Source organism: Aromatoleum evansii, assembly GCF_045689615.1.
Taxonomy (GTDB): Bacteria; Pseudomonadota; Gammaproteobacteria; order Burkholderiales; family Rhodocyclaceae; genus Aromatoleum; species Aromatoleum evansii.
On the sequence record NZ_CP141259.1, the window covers coordinates 1,128,870 to 1,144,815 of the forward strand.

General features: G+C 65.7%; 17 protein-coding genes. 9 read left to right on the top strand and 8 right to left on the bottom strand.

The features are described 5' to 3' along the window. Positions 1 to 148 precede the first annotated feature (148 nt). From U5817_RS05070 to U5817_RS05080, 3 genes are read right to left on the bottom strand one after another with little or no spacing between them, the layout of a single operon-like run. Complete coding sequence (locus U5817_RS05070) at positions 149 to 1,585, bottom strand: sigma 54-interacting transcriptional regulator (RefSeq protein WP_169128469.1); 1,437 nt, start codon at positions 1,583 to 1,585, stop codon at positions 149 to 151. Next, on the bottom strand, positions 1,582 to 2,235 hold the full coding sequence (locus U5817_RS05075; RefSeq protein WP_407279915.1) for a hypothetical protein: 654 nt from the start codon (positions 2,233 to 2,235) through the stop codon (positions 1,582 to 1,584). Before U5817_RS05075 ends, U5817_RS05070 begins: the two co-directional genes overlap by 4 nt. After that, positions 2,225 to 3,628, bottom strand: coding sequence for a HAMP domain-containing sensor histidine kinase (locus U5817_RS05080; RefSeq protein ID WP_169128465.1), 1,404 nt, complete (start codon positions 3,626 to 3,628; stop codon positions 2,225 to 2,227). Before U5817_RS05080 ends, U5817_RS05075 begins: the two co-directional genes overlap by 11 nt. A gap of 331 nt (positions 3,629 to 3,959) precedes the next feature. On the opposite strand from U5817_RS05080, the gene U5817_RS05085 reads away from it, so the two are divergent. Then, positions 3,960 to 4,604, top strand: a complete 645-nt coding sequence (locus tag U5817_RS05085; protein WP_407279916.1) for a polymer-forming cytoskeletal protein — start codon at positions 3,960 to 3,962, stop codon at positions 4,602 to 4,604. Positions 4,605 to 4,667: 63 nt separating this feature from the next. On the opposite strand, the gene U5817_RS05090 is transcribed toward U5817_RS05085, so the two are convergent. Genes U5817_RS05090 through U5817_RS05100 form a run of 3 tightly spaced genes read right to left on the bottom strand, consistent with a single transcriptional unit; the run spans position 4,668 to position 7,480 of the window. Then, positions 4,668 to 5,033, bottom strand: coding sequence for a PilZ domain-containing protein (locus U5817_RS05090; protein ID WP_169128461.1), 366 nt, complete (start codon positions 5,031 to 5,033; stop codon positions 4,668 to 4,670). A gap of 33 nt (positions 5,034 to 5,066) precedes the next feature. After that, on the bottom strand, positions 5,067 to 5,711 hold the full coding sequence (locus U5817_RS05095) for a lytic transglycosylase domain-containing protein (RefSeq protein WP_407279917.1): 645 nt from the start codon (positions 5,709 to 5,711) through the stop codon (positions 5,067 to 5,069). A 20-nt stretch (positions 5,712 to 5,731) separates the two neighbouring features. Further along, entirely contained in the window at positions 5,732 to 7,480 is a 1,749-nt protein-coding gene (locus U5817_RS05100) for a proline--tRNA ligase (RefSeq protein WP_169128457.1), read from the bottom strand. Positions 7,481 to 7,698: 218 nt separating this feature from the next. Here U5817_RS05100 and U5817_RS05105 point away from each other — a divergent pair, with 218 nt between their 5' ends. From U5817_RS05105 to coq7, 7 genes are all read left to right on the top strand, one after another. After that, complete coding sequence (locus tag U5817_RS05105; RefSeq protein WP_076601672.1) at positions 7,699 to 8,229, top strand: RNA pyrophosphohydrolase; 531 nt, start codon at positions 7,699 to 7,701, stop codon at positions 8,227 to 8,229. Between the two features lie 361 nt (positions 8,230 to 8,590). Then, positions 8,591 to 9,070: a CBS domain-containing protein gene (locus U5817_RS05110; protein WP_407279918.1), complete on the top strand. Its 480-nt coding sequence runs from the start codon at positions 8,591 to 8,593 to the stop codon at positions 9,068 to 9,070. 143 nt (positions 9,071 to 9,213) lie between these two features. Continuing rightward, positions 9,214 to 9,633 carry a rubrerythrin family protein gene (locus U5817_RS05115; protein ID WP_191658376.1) on the top strand — a complete coding sequence of 140 codons (420 nt, stop codon included), beginning with the start codon at positions 9,214 to 9,216 and terminating at the stop codon, positions 9,631 to 9,633. Positions 9,634 to 9,721: 88 nt separating this feature from the next. Continuing rightward, positions 9,722 to 11,062 carry a heterodisulfide reductase-related iron-sulfur binding cluster gene (locus U5817_RS05120; protein WP_407279919.1) on the top strand — a complete coding sequence of 447 codons (1,341 nt, stop codon included), beginning with the start codon at positions 9,722 to 9,724 and terminating at the stop codon, positions 11,060 to 11,062. Between the two features lie 12 nt (positions 11,063 to 11,074). Continuing rightward, complete coding sequence (locus U5817_RS05125) at positions 11,075 to 11,662, top strand: DUF3501 family protein (protein WP_407279920.1); 588 nt, start codon at positions 11,075 to 11,077, stop codon at positions 11,660 to 11,662. Beyond that, entirely contained in the window at positions 11,659 to 12,183 is a 525-nt protein-coding gene (locus tag U5817_RS05130) for a CNP1-like family protein (RefSeq protein WP_169128446.1), read from the top strand. Before U5817_RS05125 ends, U5817_RS05130 begins: the two co-directional genes overlap by 4 nt. A gap of 23 nt (positions 12,184 to 12,206) precedes the next feature. Further along, on the top strand, positions 12,207 to 12,824 hold the full coding sequence (gene coq7 / locus U5817_RS05135; RefSeq protein WP_407279921.1) for a 2-polyprenyl-3-methyl-6-methoxy-1,4-benzoquinone monooxygenase: 618 nt from the start codon (positions 12,207 to 12,209) through the stop codon (positions 12,822 to 12,824). 60 nt (positions 12,825 to 12,884) lie between these two features. Here coq7 and U5817_RS05140 read toward each other — a convergent pair whose 3' ends face one another. Together U5817_RS05140 and U5817_RS05145 are read right to left on the bottom strand one after the other, a co-directional pair. Next, complete coding sequence (locus tag U5817_RS05140) at positions 12,885 to 13,304, bottom strand: OsmC family protein (RefSeq protein ID WP_407279922.1); 420 nt, start codon at positions 13,302 to 13,304, stop codon at positions 12,885 to 12,887. Between the two features lie 506 nt (positions 13,305 to 13,810). Continuing rightward, positions 13,811 to 15,259, bottom strand: a complete 1,449-nt coding sequence (locus U5817_RS05145; RefSeq protein WP_407279923.1) for a tryptophanase — start codon at positions 15,257 to 15,259, stop codon at positions 13,811 to 13,813. A 247-nt stretch (positions 15,260 to 15,506) separates the two neighbouring features. Between U5817_RS05145 and rplM the strand changes: the two genes are divergently transcribed. Beyond that, positions 15,507 to 15,935 (top strand): 50S ribosomal protein L13, encoded by a 429-nt coding sequence (gene rplM, locus U5817_RS05150; RefSeq protein WP_076601387.1) that lies wholly within the window; start codon positions 15,507 to 15,509, stop codon positions 15,933 to 15,935. Positions 15,936 to 15,946: the final 11 nt, after the last annotated feature.

Here is a 15,946-nt window from a genome sequence, read left to right on the forward strand (position 1 = left end):
CCAGCTCCCGTCAAGGCCGCTGCCGATGCGGGCCGTGCGGGTGTCCCCGCGCATTTCCGCATCCTCGCGGCGGCCGGAATCCCGGCTGGCGCCAACAAACTGTCGTTGTACCCCGACGTCGATCCGCGGTGTCGCGTAAGTGCCTGATTCAGTGGAGTTCGTGTTGTCGCTCTCGGGCGACATCGGCACTTTCGCCGCGGAACAGGCTGGGCGTCAGGGAGTGCCGCTGCAGCAGGCGGTAGAACTCGGTGCGGTTGCGGTCCGCGAGGCGGGCCGCATCGGACACGTTGCCGTCGGTGAGTTTCAGCAGCTGGATCAGGTAGTTGCGTTCGAATCGCATCTTCGCCTCGGCGTAGCTCAGCGCCTCGATGCTCGGCCCGCGCAGCGCACGCTCGACCAGCGCAAGCGGGATCAAAGGCGTCGTTGCGAGCGCGCTGGCCTGTTCCACCACATTCTGGAGCTGGCGGATGTTGCCCGGCCATGCGGCCGTGGTCAGCGCCTCGAGCGCCTCCGGCGCGAAGCCGCGCAGACGCTTCCGATACTTGCGCGCGAGACCCTGCAGGAAATGGTTAGCCAGCAGCGGGATGTCCTCGCGCCGCTCGTCCAGCGTCGGCAGGTTGAGGCTGACCACGTTAAGGCGATAGAACAGGTCTTCGCGGAAGGTTCCGGCGACCAGCGCAGCCTCGAGATCGCGGTGCGTCGCCGAAAGGATGCGCACGTCGATCTCCTGAGCACGGCTGGCGCCGACCGGGCGCACGGCGCGCTCCTGCAGCACCCGCAACAGCTTCACCTGCAGCGCGAGCGGCATGTCGCCGATCTCGTCGAGAAACACCGTGCCTCCGTTCGCAGCCTGGAACAGGCCCGTATGCGCACTGGCCGCACCGGTGAAGGCGCCCTTCACGTGGCCGAAGAGTTCCGATTCGAGCAGCTGCTCCGGAATCGCGCCGCAGTTGATCGCGATGAAGGGACGGGCGGCGCGCGGGCTGGCGTCGTGGATCGCGCGCGCCAGCAGCTCCTTGCCGGTGCCGCTGTCGCCGCGTATCAGCACGCTGGCGTCCGAGGCGGCGACGAGCTGCGCCTCGTCCAGCACCGTCGCCATGCGGCTGCTGTGGCTGATGATCCCGTCGCGCCATCCTGCGGTCGCCTTGCCCTCCTCGCAGGAGGTGTGGGGCGTGCCGCCGATCTGCAGCGCCTGCGCGATCTTGCCGAGCAGCGCCTTGCTGTCGAACGGCTTGGTCAGATAGCCGAACACCCCGCGCGAGGTCGCCTCCACCGCATCCGGGATGGTGCCGTGGGCGGTCAGCAGGATCACCGGCAGCGCCGGCCAGGTCTGGCGGATCTCCTCGAACAGCACCAGCCCGTCGCGGTCGGGCAGGCGCACGTCGCTCAACACCAGGCCGAAGCGTTCCACTGCCAGGCAGGCCAGCGCAGCCTCGGCACTTCCGGCCGTGCTGACGCGATACCCGCTCGCGCGCAGGCGCATCGACAGCAGCCGCAGCAGGTCGGCGTCGTCGTCGACGACCAGCAGATGGGCGCCTTCCGGCGCTGTCCGGGCTTCACCTGCCGTGGAAGGGTTCATCCTCATTTCTCGCTTCTCTTTTCCCGCGATGACGGCAGCGGCGGCGTCGGCGCGGACGGGCGCGCCGGCAGCGTGCGTTCGATTTCGGTCAATGCGTCGAGCTTCTCCTGCAGTTGTTCGCTCTGTTTCTGGGCGTCCTTGAGCTGCTGCCCCGTTCGTTCGAGCTGCTGCGTAAGGCGTTCGGCGGTGTTGTCGAGGCGCACGCGTTCCTGCAATTGCTCCGCCAGCAGGCGGGCGAGGGGCTGCAGCGCCACCGCGTCCGATTTCTCCGATCCGTTGATCGCCTCCAGCAAGGACTGCGCACGTTGAAGATTGTTGTTTCCCTGCGGATGGCTCAGCAGCATCGCCTGCTTCATCTGCGTGAGCGGGGCATTGCCCGCGCCGGCCAGGGCCGAGCGTTCGCGTGCGAGGTCCGCAGCATTCATGCCGCGAATCGATTCATGGTAGGCGAGGGCGCTGCGCACCGGCGCACTGCCGTTGCTCAGCAGTGGCGGCATCTGCGGCAAGGCGGGCAACTCCGCCGTTGCGCTGCGCACGTTCGCGCAGCCGGCCAGGGCCGCTGCAAACGCCAGCGCAACACAGGCAAGGGCTCTGCGTTTGCAGCGCCACGCGGCGGGGCCGCAGCGCGGCTGCTCGTGGGCGGAATCAGCTCTCATTCGGAAGTTCGATCCTGAAATAGGCGCCTCGGGCGGACGGTTGCAGTCCCACGCGTCCGCCGTGGGCGACGACGAACTCGCGCACGATCGACAAGCCGAGGCCGCTGCCATGCCGCGGTTCCTCGGGCTGGCGCGAGCCCTGGAAGAAAGGGTCGAAGATGCGCTCGACCTCCTCGGCAGCGGCGCCCGGTCCCTGGTCGAGGCAGTCGATGCGCACCCAGCCCGGGGGCGTGCTCAGCGTCAGGCGGATCTCGCCGTCGCGCGGACTGAAGGACACCGCGTTTGCCAGCAGATTCGCCAGCACGATGCGCAATTTGTCGGGGTCGGCGCTGAACGGCGGCGGATCTCCATGCAGCACGACCCGGAGATTGCGCGTCTGGATCGGCAGCTGCTGCTCCGCGATCACGGACTCTGCCAGTGCGCGCAACTGCACCGGACGGCGGCGCAGGTTGCGTGCATGGAACACCGCGGCGTTATAACCGAGCAGATCCTCGATTCGTTCCTGCAGCGCGTGCGTGTTGTGCTGCAGGATCGCCACCACCTCGCGCTGTTCGCCGCTCAGCTCCCCGACCACGCCGTCCTCCAGCAATGCAATCCCTTCGCGCAGGGAAGCCAGCGGCGTCTTCAGCTCATGCGACACATGCCGCAGCACGCGATTGCGGTTTGCCTCGAGATCCGCGAGCCGCAGGCGCAACCAGTCCAGGCGGCGTCCGACGCGGCGCAGGTCGGCGGGGCCGGGAATCGCTACCTGCTCGTCGAAGCGGCTCTCGCCCAGTGCCTCGATCGCGGCCTCGAGGCGGTTGATCGGGCGCAGCAGCCACCAGCCCGTGAGCGCCGCGAAGGTGCAGGCCGCGATGATGGCGGCGAGCACGTGCCAGGCCAGCCTGCCGCGGTTCGCATCGAGTTGCTCGAGCAGGGCCTGGCTCTGGTGGCCGAGCTGCGCCTGCACCTCTCCGGCGAGCTGCTCGTTGAGCGGCGGCACACGGCCCAGCGCGGCGACGGCCGATTCCGCGGGAGCGTCTTCGGCGAGGCTCGCGCCGGCCGCGTCGGCGGCAGCCTGCCATTCCTCGACCAGCGCACTCACGCTCGGCGCACGCAGCGCGGCGATCGTCTGCAGCGCCGCCAGCGATTCCCGGCGCGCCAGCTCGAAGCGGTCGCGCAGCAACGGATCCCTCAGGACGAGGAACTGGCGCGCACTGCGCTCCATGTCCACGCTGCGTTCGCCCAACTGCTGCACCGCGCTGGAGTACTTCAGCGCATCGCCCACGCTCTCGCGGTGTCGTGACGCGAACTCCTCCAGCGTGATCAGCCCCCCCAGCGCGGTGGCGCCCAGGATCGCCGCAACGAGCAGGAAGCTGGCAAGCAGCGAGTGACTGAAGGACAGGCGCGACATGGCTGGAGGATCTTCGTAAACCAGCGCGACAGTTTAGGTTGCGCCCGCGCGCCCGCGTCGTAAGCAAGTGCAAGGCAGTGTTTCCGGACGATTTCAGTGTCGCCTCCAGGCGACATCAAAAAAAACAACAAAAACAGATGGATGACGATTAATGACGCAAGTTGTGTCGCCGCCAGGCGACAGAATCTGTGCTTGTTCGGCGCGAGATTCCGTTTCCCGGGAATAACTTCATTAAATTCATGACCTTGGATTCATGGCACGGCAGCTGCTTAGGCGAACCACGGGGGCGATGATCGTCGACCCGGAAACGTTATGGATTCAAGGAGAGACCATGTTCAACAAACCCGCCCTGTTCCCCAAGGCTCCAGACACCCCGGCTTCGCGTAACAACGGCACCATGCGGTCGCCCTCGGGCAGTCTGACCTCGGGGGCGGCGTCCTCCGGTGCAAGCCTGTCGCGCAGTTCGACCGAACTGCCGGCCTCGTCCAGCGACTCCTCTCCGGTCGCTGAGGACAAGGCGCCGGTCTCGGCCAGCCCCGCCGCCGCAGCGATCGACGACAACGCCCAGGACACCGGCAGCCGCCTCATCGTCGGGCCGGACGTCAAGCTGAAGGGCGCCGAGATCCTCGACTGCGACACCCTGGTGGTCGAAGGTCGGGTCGAGGCGACGATGGACAGCCGCGTGATTCGTATCGCCGAAAACGGCTCGTTCGCGGGCACCGTCGGCATCGACGTCGCTGAGGTGCGCGGCCGCTTCGAAGGCGAGCTGACCGCCCGCAGCCAGCTGATCATCCACTCGACCGGCCGGGTCAGCGGCAAGATCCGCTACGGCAAGATCCTGATCGAGGAAGGCGGCGAGATCTCCGGCGACGTCCAGTCGCTGGCCAACGCGAAGGACGCCAAGGATGGCGGGCGCGAAACCGTGCGCGCGGTCGGGCGCGACGAGCCCGGCGTGAAGGTCGCCGTCGGCGCCTGACGGGCTCCCCGCGCTCAGGCAAGCGGCAGCCGCCCTCCGACGAGGCCGGCTGCCTGCGATCCTTCAGCTGTCGTCGTCTTCGTCCTCGAAGCCGACCGTGAAGCGCGACAGCATCGTTTTCAGGGCTGTCTCGTTTTCCGGGCGGTCGAGCTCGAACAGGCGGAAGCCCGTGCTGCAGAACTCGGGATTGGTGTCGAAGCCCGACCACATCGCCTTGGCCGGCAACACCACGCTGCGTGCCTTGCCGTGATCGTCGGGCAGGTCGATGCGCAGGCGGTACAGCTGGCCCGTCAGCAGCTGGCTCGGGCCGTACACGAGCAGGCCGCCCTTGCTGATGTCGCCGATGCGACCGATGAATTTCCCCGTCTCGGCGTCGTACACGCGAAACGAAATCGAGATCGATCGGCGGCGAAACAGTCGGTGTTCCATGTCGTCGGTTCCCGCGTCTGAAGATTGGACGGCTCAGTTTGCCTGGCCGCGAGCCTCCGTCACCGCGAGCGTCAGCGGCTGATAGCTCCAGTGACGTTCCCATGCCGCGCGCACCATGTTCGGGTACTCGGGCCGGCCGAGGCTGCCGTTGTAGCGCCCGAGCGCGCGGTACAGGTCACCCTTCTCGATGTCGAGGTAGTGGCGCAGGATCGTGCAGCCGTAGCGCAGGTTCGTGCGCAGGTGAAACAGATTGTCGTCGGCTCCGCCGATCAGTTTCACCCAGAACGGCATCACCTGCATGTAGCCGCGCGCCCCGGCGCTCGACACCGCGTACTTGCGAAAGCCGCTCTCGACCTGGATCAGGCCGAGCACGAGCTGCGGATCGAGCCCCGCGCGGGTCGCCTCGTAATGCACCGAGGTCAGCAGATCCTCCCGATAGATGCGATCCGGGATGCGCTTCGCCAGGCGCTGCGACATCTCGCCCAGCCAGCGGGCACGCTCGCCCGCGTCCGCGATCAGTAGCTCCGGCGCTCCCGCGTCGCTTACCGCCGCGTGCAGCGCCGCCCGCACGCTCGCGGCCATCGGTTCGTACAGCTGGTTGCCGGCCGATGCGAGGCCGCTGACGGCGAGTGTGGCCGTCAGGGCAGTGCGCAGCAGCAGTCGGAGCGTGCTCGTCATGCGTCCGTTATAGCCGAAAGTCATTCGCCCCGCAGCTTTGCGGCAACGAACCCCGCCAGGTCACCGATAGCCACCTTGGTCGCCTCGGCATCGCGCCGGCCCTGGTACTCGGCCAGGCCCTCCTTCAGACCACGTTCGCCGATCACCACGCGATGCGGCACGCCGATCAGCTCCCAGTCGGCGAACATCACGCCCGGACGCTCGTCGCGATCGTCGAGGATCGCATCCACGCCCGCGGCCAGCAGCCCTTCGTAGAGCTTCAACGCCTCGCTGCGTACTGCCTCCGACTTGCCCCAGCCCACCGGGCACACCACGATGCGGAAGGGGGCGAGCGCGTCCGGCCAGATGATGCCGCGCGCATCGTTGTTCTGCTCGATCGCTGCGCCCAGGATGCGCGTCACGCCGATGCCGTAGCAGCCCATCTCGAAGTGCTTGGGCTTGCCGTCCTCGTCGAGGAAGGTCGCGTTCATCGCCTTCGAGTACTTCGTGCCGAGGTAGAACACGTGGCCCACCTCGATGCCGCGCTGGATCGCGAGCCGCCCCTTGCCGTCCGGGCTCGGGTCGCCCTCGATCACGTTGCGCAGGTCGGCGACGAGGTCCGGTTCGGGCAGGTCGCGCCCCCAGTTGGCCCCGGTGTAGTGATAATCCTCGTCGTTGGCGCCGCAGATGAAGTCCGACATGTTCGCGACCGTACGGTCCGCCACCACCTTCACCGGCTTCTTCATGCCGATCGGTCCGAGGTAGCCGGGCTTGCAGCCGAAGTGCTCGTGGATCTCGGCCTCGGTCGCGAAGCGGAAGCCCGCCTTCAGGCCCTCGACCTTGCTGGCCTTGACCTCGTTCAGTGCGTGGTCGCCGCGCACCAGCAGCAGCCACACCGTCACGCCGGCCGGCTTGCCCTTCTCATCGACGTCGTCGGTCGCGAGCACCAGCGACTTCACCGTCGTCGCCAGCGGCAGGCCGAGCAGTTTCGCCACGTCGGCGCAGGTGGCTGCGCCCGGGGTCGGGGTCTTCTCCAGTCCGTGCATCGGCGCGGCGCGCGACCCCAGCAGCGGCAGCGCCTCCGCCAACTCGATGTTCGCCGCGTAGTCCGAATCCGGGCAGTACACGATCGCGTCCTCGCCGGTGTCGGCGATCACCTGGAACTCGTGCGAGCGGTCGCCGCCGATCGCGCCGGTGTCGGCCGCCACCGCGCGGTAGGTCAGGCCCAGGCGGTCGAAGATGCGGCAGTAGGCAGCGTACATCGCGTCGTAGCTGCGCCCCGCGGCGTCCACGTTGCGGTCGAAGGAGTAGGCGTCCTTCATCGTGAATTCGCGCCCGCGCATCACGCCGAAGCGCGGACGGCGCTCGTCGCGGAACTTGGTCTGGATCTGGTAGAAGTTCTTCGGCAGCTGGCGGTAGCTCTTCAGCTCCTGGCGTGCGATGTCGGTCACCACCTCCTCGGAGGTCGGCTGCAGCGCGAAGTCGCGCTCGTGGCGATCCTTGAAGCGCAGCATCTCCTCGCCCATCTTCTCCCAGCGGCCGGTCTCGGCCCACAGCTCGGACGGCTGCACCATCGGCATCGTCAGCTCCAGGGCGCCGGCGCGGTTCATCTCCTCGCGCACGATCTCCTCGACCTTGCGGATGACGCGCAGGCCGATCGGCAGGTAGCTGTAGATGCCTGCGGCAACCTTGCGGATGAAGCCCGCCCGCAGCATCAGCTTCTGGCTGACGACCTCGGCGTCGGCGGGGGCTTCCTTGAGGGTGGAGATGAAATACTGGCTGGCACGCATTCTGGGGTCCGCGGTAGTCGGTTGGGCAAACCACGGATTTTAGCCGGTCGCGTGCGCCTCGGGTATGTGCCGTGCAGCCGACCCGCGGCTCGCGCAAAATTCGTCGCGCGTGCGGCAAAAAGCCCTGCCGATACGGGAACATGCCACCGGTCGTGCCTTTCCAAGGCAGGGTAAGTGTGAAAAAATTGCTGCAACTCTCATGAATTGAAGGTTTGATCATGCTCGACCGTGAAGGCTATCGCCCGAACGTCGGCATCGTTCTGGTCAACGCGCGCAACGAGGTGTTCTGGGGCAAACGGATTCGCGAACATTCCTGGCAGTTCCCGCAGGGCGGCATCAAGCACGGGGAATCCCCCGAGCAGGCGATGTTCCGGGAACTCTTCGAAGAAGTGGGTCTGCGCCCCGAGCACGTCAAGATTCTTGGCCGCACGCGCGGCTGGTTGAGGTATGACGTTCCGAAACACTGGATAAAGAGGGAATGGCGCAACACCTACCGCGGGCAGAAACAGATCTGGTTTCTCCTGCGGCTGGTCGGCCGTGATTCCGACGTCTGCCTGCGAGCCAGCAATCATCCGGAGTTCGATGCCTGGCGCTGGAGCGAGTATTGGGTGCCGCTGGAAGCTGTCATAGAGTTCAAGCGGCAGGTTTACCAGCAGGCACTGCTGGAGTTGGCGAAAAACCTGTTCCGGGTCCGTCCCGGAGAGCTGCCCGAAGCCTACCGGGCCGCCGCGGAAGCGCGCGAGCCCTGAATGTGGCATCGACGATGCCGCGCCACCGCCGGATCTTCCGGGGGCGGCGCGGCGTTCTTTTTTCGGCCCCTCCCACGTGCTGCTGAACCGTTGAACGAATGGCAGGTCGAAGTGGTTGTGCCGGCTTCCGACCGGCCGCGGCGCACATCGACGGCGCCGTCTGCGGGGCGCGCGCGATTTCGGTCGAGCGATGTCTGCATGGCGCGCAAGCGCCCCTCCACGCCATCGTCTGCAATGGGAGGTGCTCATGAACCGGGAATTCGAACCGCTGCCACAAGCCCGCCTGGCGGGCTTGCTCTGCGAAGTCGCCAGAACGGATGAAAGTCGCAAGGTCTCCGCGTCTTCGCCCGCAGTCGAGGTCATGACCGATTTCACCCGGGTGCCGGCCGCGACCATTTCAGGCGAAACTCTGCTCGACGAGGCCAACCGCGCCATGCTGCTGCGCGGCGTCCGGCTCCTCCTCGTGACCGACGCGCGCCACCACGTGCGCGGCGTCCTCTCCGTCGCCGACCTCCTCGGCGAGCGCCCCGTCCATACGGCACGCGAACGCGGCGTGCCGCTCGGGGAACTGACGGTGGACAGCGTGATGACCCCGCTCGAGAAGATTGAGGCCGTCGAACTTGGCGAGGTCATGCGTGCCGACGTGGGCCACATCGTCGCGACCTTGCGGCGTTCCGGGCGACAGCATGCCCTGGTGCTGGAGCGCGAGGAGGGCGGTCGCGGTCTGATCCGCGGCATCTTCTCCGCCTCGCAGATCGCCCGGCAACTCGGCGAACCGCAACCGATGATCACCGAGATCGCGCGCACCTTCGCCGAGATCGAAGCCGCCATCGCGGCCTGAGCGGTCGACACATCCCCATAGCCGGACGCCATCGAAAACATAGCTCCATTCAATTTTCGCATGGCGCCGGCGGGTTCTAGGCTTCAAGCATCCCCGGCGACAGACCGGGGCGGATCTTCGACGCACCGAACGAGGAGACGACCATGGAACTCAAGGGATCCAGGACTGAAACGAACCTGAAGGCCGCATTTGCGGGCGAATCGCAGGCCAACCGCCGTTATCTGTACTTCGCGGCAAAGGCCGACGTTGAAGGCCAGAATGACGTTGCCGCGGTGTTCCGCTCGACTGCGGAAGGCGAAACCGGGCATGCGCACGGCCACCTCGAATATCTCGAAGCCTGCGGCGACCCTGCCACCGGGCTGCCGATCGGTGCCACACGCGCCAATCTCGGCGCCGCCATCGCAGGTGAGACGCACGAGTACACCGACATGTACCCGGGCATGTCGAAAGTCGCCCGCGACGAGGGCTTCGACGAGATCGCCGATTGGTTCGAGACGCTTGCCAAGGCCGAGCGCTCGCACGCCAACCGCTTCCAGAAGGCGCTCGACGCCCTGCAGGACTGAGTCCTCGGCCGTATCCGGCCGCGGGCGAATGCCCTGACTCCTTCTTCCACGCCGCGCGGCCTGCGGGTCGCGCGCCAAGGGAGGTCGCATGTCCAAGCGGGAAGGCAGTCTCGAAGCCCCCACGCGCCATCCGATTGCGTGGCAGCGGGCCGATTACTACGACGAAGCCCGGCTGGCCCACGAGCTCGAGAGGGTGTTCGACATCTGTCACGGCTGCCGGCGCTGCGTGAACCTGTGCAACGCGTTCCCGACCCTCTTCGACCTCATCGACGAGGGCAGTACCGGCGAACTCGACGGCGTAGGCAAGAAGGACTTCGCCAAGGTCGTCGACCAGTGTTATCTGTGCGACCTGTGCTTCATGACGAAGTGCCCGTATGTCCCTCCGCATCCGTGGAACGTCGATTTCCCGCACCTGATGCTGCGCGCCAAGGCGGTCAAGTTCCGCAAGGGCGAAGTGCGCCTGCGCGACAAGGTGCTCACCAGCACCGACGCGCTCGGCAAGCTCGCCGCCATCCCGGTCGTCGCCCAGACCGTCAACGCCGCCAACCGCAACGGTGCCGCGCGCCGCGTGCTGCAATCCGTGCTCGGCGTCGACAAGCGGCGCGAGCTGCCGCCTTACGCGCCGACTCGCTTCCGTCGCGCCGCCAAGCTCCGGGCCGAGTGGCCGGTGCGCGACGGCGAGCGCACCCCCGGCAAGGTCGCGATCTTCTCGACCTGCTACATCAATTACAACGAGCCCGGCATCGGTCACGACCTCGTCGCCGTGCTCGCGCACAACGAGATCCCGGCCGTGCTCGCCCGCCAGGAAGCCTGCTGTGGCATGCCCAAGCTCGAGCTCGGCGACCTCGAAGGCGTGCGACGCCTGAAGGACGTGAACATCCCGCAACTGGCGGCGCTCGCGCGCGACGGCTACGCGATCCTCGCCGCGGTGCCTTCGTGTGCGCTGATGTTCAAGCAGGAGCTCCCGCTGCTCTTCCCGGGCGACGCCGATATCGTCGCCGTCGCGGACGCGATGTTCGATCCCTTCGAGTACTTCATGCTCCGCCACCGCGACGGCCTGCTGAAAACCGACTTCAAGCAGCCGCTCGGCAAGGTGTCCTATCACATCCCCTGCCACAGCCGCGTGCAGAACATCGGACAGAAGACGCGCGAGACCCTGCAACTCGTCCCGGGCACCGAGGTCACCACCGTCGAGCGCTGCGCCGGTCACGACGGCACCTGGGGGGTCAAGGAAGAGTACTTCGAGCAGTCCATGAAGATCGGTCGCCCGGTGTTCCGCCAGATGGCGCAAGGAGCGCCGGATTACATCAGCTCCGACTGCCCCATCGCCGCCCGCCACATCCGGCAGGGCATCCGCGACGGCGGCAACGAACTCGAGGCCGAGAAGGCCCACCCCCTGACCCTGCTGCGCAGGGCCTACGGACTGTGAGGAATCGACCCGATGAACGCCATTTCCCGCGATAGCCTCCTCAGCCTCGAAGCTTACGCGCGCGAGCGGGCGGACTTCCGCAGCCGCGTCATCGCGCACAAGAAGGCGCGCACGCTGCATCTTGGCGAGCACATCACGCTGATCTTCGAGGACGAACTCACGATCCGCTACCAGATCCAGGAAATGCTGCGCATCGAACGCACCTCCGAGGAGGTCGGAATCCGGGACGAGCTCGACGCCTATAACCCGCTCGTTCCCGACGGCAACAACTGGAAGGCGACGATGATGATCGAATTCCCCACCGAGGATCAGCGGCGACAGTGGCTAGCGCGCCTGATCGGGGTCGAACGCCATGTCTGGGTGCGCGTCGGAGATGGCGAACCTATCTTCGCGATTGCGGACGAGGACCTGGAACGCGACAATGGCGAAAAGACGTCCGCGGTGCACTTCCTCCGCTTCGAACTGCCGCCCGCGCAGATCCGCGCCCTGCATGCAGGCGCCGCGCTCGCGGTTGGCGTCGATCATCCCGCCCTCACGGCGGTCGTGGAACCCGTACCCGACGCGATCCGGCAATCCTTGTGTGGAGACCTGCGAGCTTGACGCTGCTGCATCCCATCGTCCGCGGGGGCCTCCTGGCCCTCGTCTGTTTTTCGGCCCCGGCAGTCGCCGGGCTACTCACCGACCCCGATCCCGAGTGGAAGGAGGGCGAGCACACGCTGCCCGCGCCGCCGCGCGACGCCGCCCTGCGCGAGTTCTTCGTCAGCAGCGCATCGCCCAACCACTTCTACATCGATGAAGACAGCCTCGTCGTCGCGGAAGACGGCGTCGTTCGCTACACGCTGGTGATCCGTACCGCGGGCGGTGCGACGAACGTCACCCACGAAGGCATCCGCTGCGCCGGCGGTACCTGGCGCCTGTACGCCACCGGCCGCGCCAACGGCCAATGGACCGCGGCGCGCGACGAGGAATGGAAGCCGATCATCGACAACGCCTACAACCGCCCGCGTGCGGCGCTGTCCGAAGACCACATCTGCGACGGCCCGGTGCCGCCGCGCAACCGCGACGAAGTCCTGAAGCGGCTGCGCGGCGAAGCCAGCACCTTCATGAAATCGGGAAAATAAGCCTGCGGACCGAGGAAAAAACAATGGATCAGCTCATCGTCGAATTCGACAAGGCCCTGCGCACCCTGTTCGCCCCCGCGCGCTCGGTGCGCCCCGTCCCCGGTGGCGACATGCCCGATACCGTGCTCAGCGACGCCCAACGCGATCACGTTGCCGGCCTCATGCGCGTCAATCACTGCGGCGAGATCTGCGCCCAGGCCCTCTATCAGGGGCAGGCCATCATGTCCCGCGATGCCAGCGTGCGGCGCGAACTGGAGCAGGCCTCGAACGAAGAGACCGAGCATCTCGCCTGGACCGAACAGCGCATCGCCGAACTCGGCGGGCGCAAGAGCCTGCTGAACCCCCTCTGGTACGGCGGGTCGCTTGCCTTGGGAATGCTGGCGGGGCGCCTCGGCGACCGCTGGAACCTCGGGTTCCTCGCCGAAACCGAGCGCCAGGTGGAGGCTCACCTGCGCGGGCATCTCGACCAGCTGCCGGCCGAGGATCAGAAAACGCGCGAAATCATCGAGCAGATGAAAGTGGACGAGGCCCGCCACGCCGACACCGCGGTCGGTCTGGGGGCGCAAGAGCTGCCCGCGCCGGTGAAGGTCGCGATGAAGTTCATGGCGCGAGTGATGACGACCGCCGCGTACCGCGTCTGATCGGTGCGCTGGGGCAGGGGGCGGTCGCCCCCGCCCGGGTGCGTCTCGGCCCGAGCCTGCTTATTCCACGTCCACGATCGTCACTTCGTGGACCATCTCGGCCGTCTTCGCCAGCATGATCGACGCGGAGCAGTATTTCTCCGCCGACAGATGCACCGCCCGCTCGACCACTTCGCGCTTCAGCCCCTTGCCCGTCACGGTGAAGTGGAAGGTGATGCGCGTAAATACCTTTGGATCGGTTTCCGCCCGTTCCGCCACCAGCTTCACCTCGCAGTTGCGCACGTCGTGACGACCGCGCTGCAGGATCAGCACCACGTCGAACGCCGTGCACCCGCCTGCGCCCGCCAGCATCATCTCCATCGGACGCGGCGCGAGGTTGCGCCCGCCCGCATCGGGGGCTCCGTCCATTGCGACGACGTGACCTGTGCCGGTTTCGGCAAGAAAGGTCATCCCGTCGACCCATTTGATCGTGCATTCCATCTTTGACTCCGTTGTCGGCTGGATTGGGGTCGCCATCGGTCGACCGGATGGCGATTCTACCGGAACGCCGGACGCGCCCGCCGGCTTCGTCAGGTGAGAATGCTGCAGTGCGGAAGAATGGGGTGGATAACTCTCCGGCAAGTTCTGACGGCATACGGGAGATACGCGGGAGTGGTTCGCTAAATTGATATGCGTCAATAAGTTGGGATTTTATAAGCGATGCTTATCTTTCGATTAAAACATTTATAGTGCGATGCACAAAAAAACCTTGCCACGAGAAGTTCGGCTGCGGATAATCGAAACCAGTCGGATCAATCAAGTTTCGTGATCCAAGCCGGTGTCTCCTCCACCCTCCTCCTTTGGTGTGGATTTAACGCAGTCCTATTAGGACTGCGTTTTTTTTGGTGTGCCCGAAGCGGGCTTCATGCCTGTCGATGCGTGAAGCTCCGGCGTGCTCGTCTGCGGCCGCGCCTTCCTGGCGGAAGTGGCGGCCGGGCAGGTCGAGATCAGAGGCTGTCGCCCAGATCCGCGCGGAACTTCGTCACGAGCTTCTCCTGCCAGTCCGATACGGGCTTCAGGCGACCATAGAAGAAGCGCAGGATTTCCGGCTCCTCCGTGAACGCGAGGCCGCCGATGAGCCGACGGTTGGCGTACAGCCACTCCAGGCGGTCGATTGCATATTTGACCTGCGACAGCGTGAAGACCCGGCGCGGCAATGCCAGGCGAACGAGTTCCATGTTGGCGAAGATCTCGCGGCCGTCGGGTTCTCGCTGCTCCGACAGCGTCCCGCGCTCCATCCCGCGAATGCCGCCGGCGATATACAGCGCGGAAGCGAGCGCGCCGGCCGGGTACTCTGCCTGCGGGATGTGGTCCACGAACTTCATTGCATTGATGTGGCACCCCAATCCGCCTGCCGGCGTGATCACCGGGATATCGCGCTTCTGCAACTCGTCGACCATATAGGCGATGAATTGCGGCCCCTGGTTGATCACCTCCTCGTCCATCGTCTCCTCGAGTCCGACGGTGAGTGCCTCCATCTCGCGCACCGACATGCCGCCGTAGGTGAGGAAGCCTTCGTACAGCGGCACCAGCCCGCGCATCCGGCGATAAAGTTCCTCGCTGCGGATGCAGATGCCGCCGCCGCGGGCGCATCCGAGCTTGCGTGCCGAGAAATAAATGATGTCGCACTGGTCCGCGATCCGGCGCGTGATCTCGCGGATGCCGAGCGCCTTGCAGTCGGCTTCGCGCTGCTTGATGAAATGCAGGTTGTCCGCAAGCAGGCTCGCATCCAGCACCAGCAGCAAACCGTGCTCGTTGCAGATCTTCCGGATGTCGACAAGGTTCTGCAGCGAGAACGGCTGTCCGCCGATCAGGTTGGTGCCCGCTTCCATGCGCACGAAGGCGATCTTGTCCGCGCCGTGCAGGCCGATCACATCGCGCAGCTTGCCCGTGTCCATGTTGCCCTTGAACGGATGCACGCTGACGACTTCGAGCCCCGAGTCGGCGACCAGTTCTTCCACCGTGCCGCCGTTGAGCGTGATGTGCGCCTTGGTGGTGGTGAAGTGATAGTTCATCGGTACCACGGATCCCTTCGACACCAGCACCTGCGACAGGATGTTCTCGCATGCGCGGCCCTGGTGGGCAGGGAGGAAGTAGGGCATGCCGAAGATTTCCTGCAGCTTGCTCTCCAGTCGGGTATATGTGGCGCTTCCCGCATAGCTGTCATCGGCCACGAGCATCGCTGCCTGCTGCTGGTCGCTCATCGCATTCACGCCGCTGTCGGTGAGCATGTCCATGAAGACATCCGAGTTGCGCAGCAGGAAGGTGTTGTTCCCGGCCTCCGTGATCGCCGCCAATCGGCGCTCGATGGGCGGCAGCGCCAGCTTCTGGACGATCCGGACCTTGTGCATTTCCAGCGGGACGCTCTCTCCGCCAAAGAACTTCACTTCCGCCATACCCTTGCTCCTCCACTTTCTTCGGTCAAAAGTGCACTATTATTCATGCGAGATCCGCTGCGGCTTTGACCTGACACAAAAGTCGGCGACTTTGTCCGTGTCGATGGCGGATCCAGTCTTCCTGTATCATCACCCTTCTGGCGATCATCACACATCCTGATTTGACTTTCAGGTGTGCTTCCTATTACCATCACGAGCTTTCCGTTTATTGGCCTCTGCCCCAGGCCGGACAAGATCGAGGATTCGAATGAAAACGTTTTCTGCCAAGCCGCACGAAGTCAAGCGCGACTGGTTTGTTGTCGACGCTGCGGACAAGGTGCTTGGCCGGGTCGCCGCCGAGGTGGCTCGCCGTCTGCGTGGCAAGCACAAACCCATTTACACGCCGCACGTCGACACCGGTGACTTCATCGTCGTGGTCAACGTCGAGAAGCTGCGTGTCACCGGTAACAAGGCGCAAGACAAGAAGTACTATCGCCACACCGGTTTCCCGGGCGGAATCTACGAAACCAACTTCACCAAGCTGCAGCAGCGCTTCCCGGAACGTGTGCTCGAAAAGGCGGTGAAGGGCATGCTGCCGAAGGGGCCGCTGGGTTACGCCATGCTGAAGAAGCTGAAGTGCTACGCGGGTGCCGAGCATCCGCACGCCGCTCAGCAGCCCAAAGTTCTCGAGATCTGACAGGAGCCGAT

Excerpts from the sequence above, each read along its gene's own strand:
- U5817_RS05070 (WP_169128469.1), bottom strand. The coding sequence starts at position 1,585 with ATGAGGATGAACCCTTCCACGGCAGGTGAAGCCCGGACAGCGCCGGAA.
- U5817_RS05075 (WP_407279915.1), bottom strand. The coding sequence starts at position 2,235 with ATGAGAGCTGATTCCGCCCACGAGCAGCCGCGCTGCGGCCCCGCCGCG.
- U5817_RS05080 (WP_169128465.1), bottom strand. The coding sequence starts at position 3,628 with ATGTCGCGCCTGTCCTTCAGTCACTCGCTGCTTGCCAGCTTCCTGCTC.
- U5817_RS05085 (WP_407279916.1), top strand. The coding sequence starts at position 3,960 with ATGTTCAACAAACCCGCCCTGTTCCCCAAGGCTCCAGACACCCCGGCT.
- U5817_RS05090 (WP_169128461.1), bottom strand. The coding sequence starts at position 5,033 with ATGGAACACCGACTGTTTCGCCGCCGATCGATCTCGATTTCGTTTCGC.
- U5817_RS05095 (WP_407279917.1), bottom strand. The coding sequence starts at position 5,711 with ATGACGAGCACGCTCCGACTGCTGCTGCGCACTGCCCTGACGGCCACA.
- U5817_RS05100 (WP_169128457.1), bottom strand. The coding sequence starts at position 7,480 with ATGCGTGCCAGCCAGTATTTCATCTCCACCCTCAAGGAAGCCCCCGCC.
- U5817_RS05105 (WP_076601672.1), top strand. The coding sequence starts at position 7,699 with ATGCTCGACCGTGAAGGCTATCGCCCGAACGTCGGCATCGTTCTGGTC.
- U5817_RS05110 (WP_407279918.1), top strand. The coding sequence starts at position 8,591 with ATGACCGATTTCACCCGGGTGCCGGCCGCGACCATTTCAGGCGAAACT.
- U5817_RS05115 (WP_191658376.1), top strand. The coding sequence starts at position 9,214 with ATGGAACTCAAGGGATCCAGGACTGAAACGAACCTGAAGGCCGCATTT.
- U5817_RS05120 (WP_407279919.1), top strand. The coding sequence starts at position 9,722 with ATGTCCAAGCGGGAAGGCAGTCTCGAAGCCCCCACGCGCCATCCGATT.
- U5817_RS05125 (WP_407279920.1), top strand. The coding sequence starts at position 11,075 with ATGAACGCCATTTCCCGCGATAGCCTCCTCAGCCTCGAAGCTTACGCG.
- coq7 (WP_407279921.1), top strand. The coding sequence starts at position 12,207 with ATGGATCAGCTCATCGTCGAATTCGACAAGGCCCTGCGCACCCTGTTC.
- U5817_RS05140 (WP_407279922.1), bottom strand. The coding sequence starts at position 13,304 with ATGGAATGCACGATCAAATGGGTCGACGGGATGACCTTTCTTGCCGAA.
- U5817_RS05145 (WP_407279923.1), bottom strand. The coding sequence starts at position 15,259 with ATGGCGGAAGTGAAGTTCTTTGGCGGAGAGAGCGTCCCGCTGGAAATG.
- rplM (WP_076601387.1), top strand. The coding sequence starts at position 15,507 with ATGAAAACGTTTTCTGCCAAGCCGCACGAAGTCAAGCGCGACTGGTTT.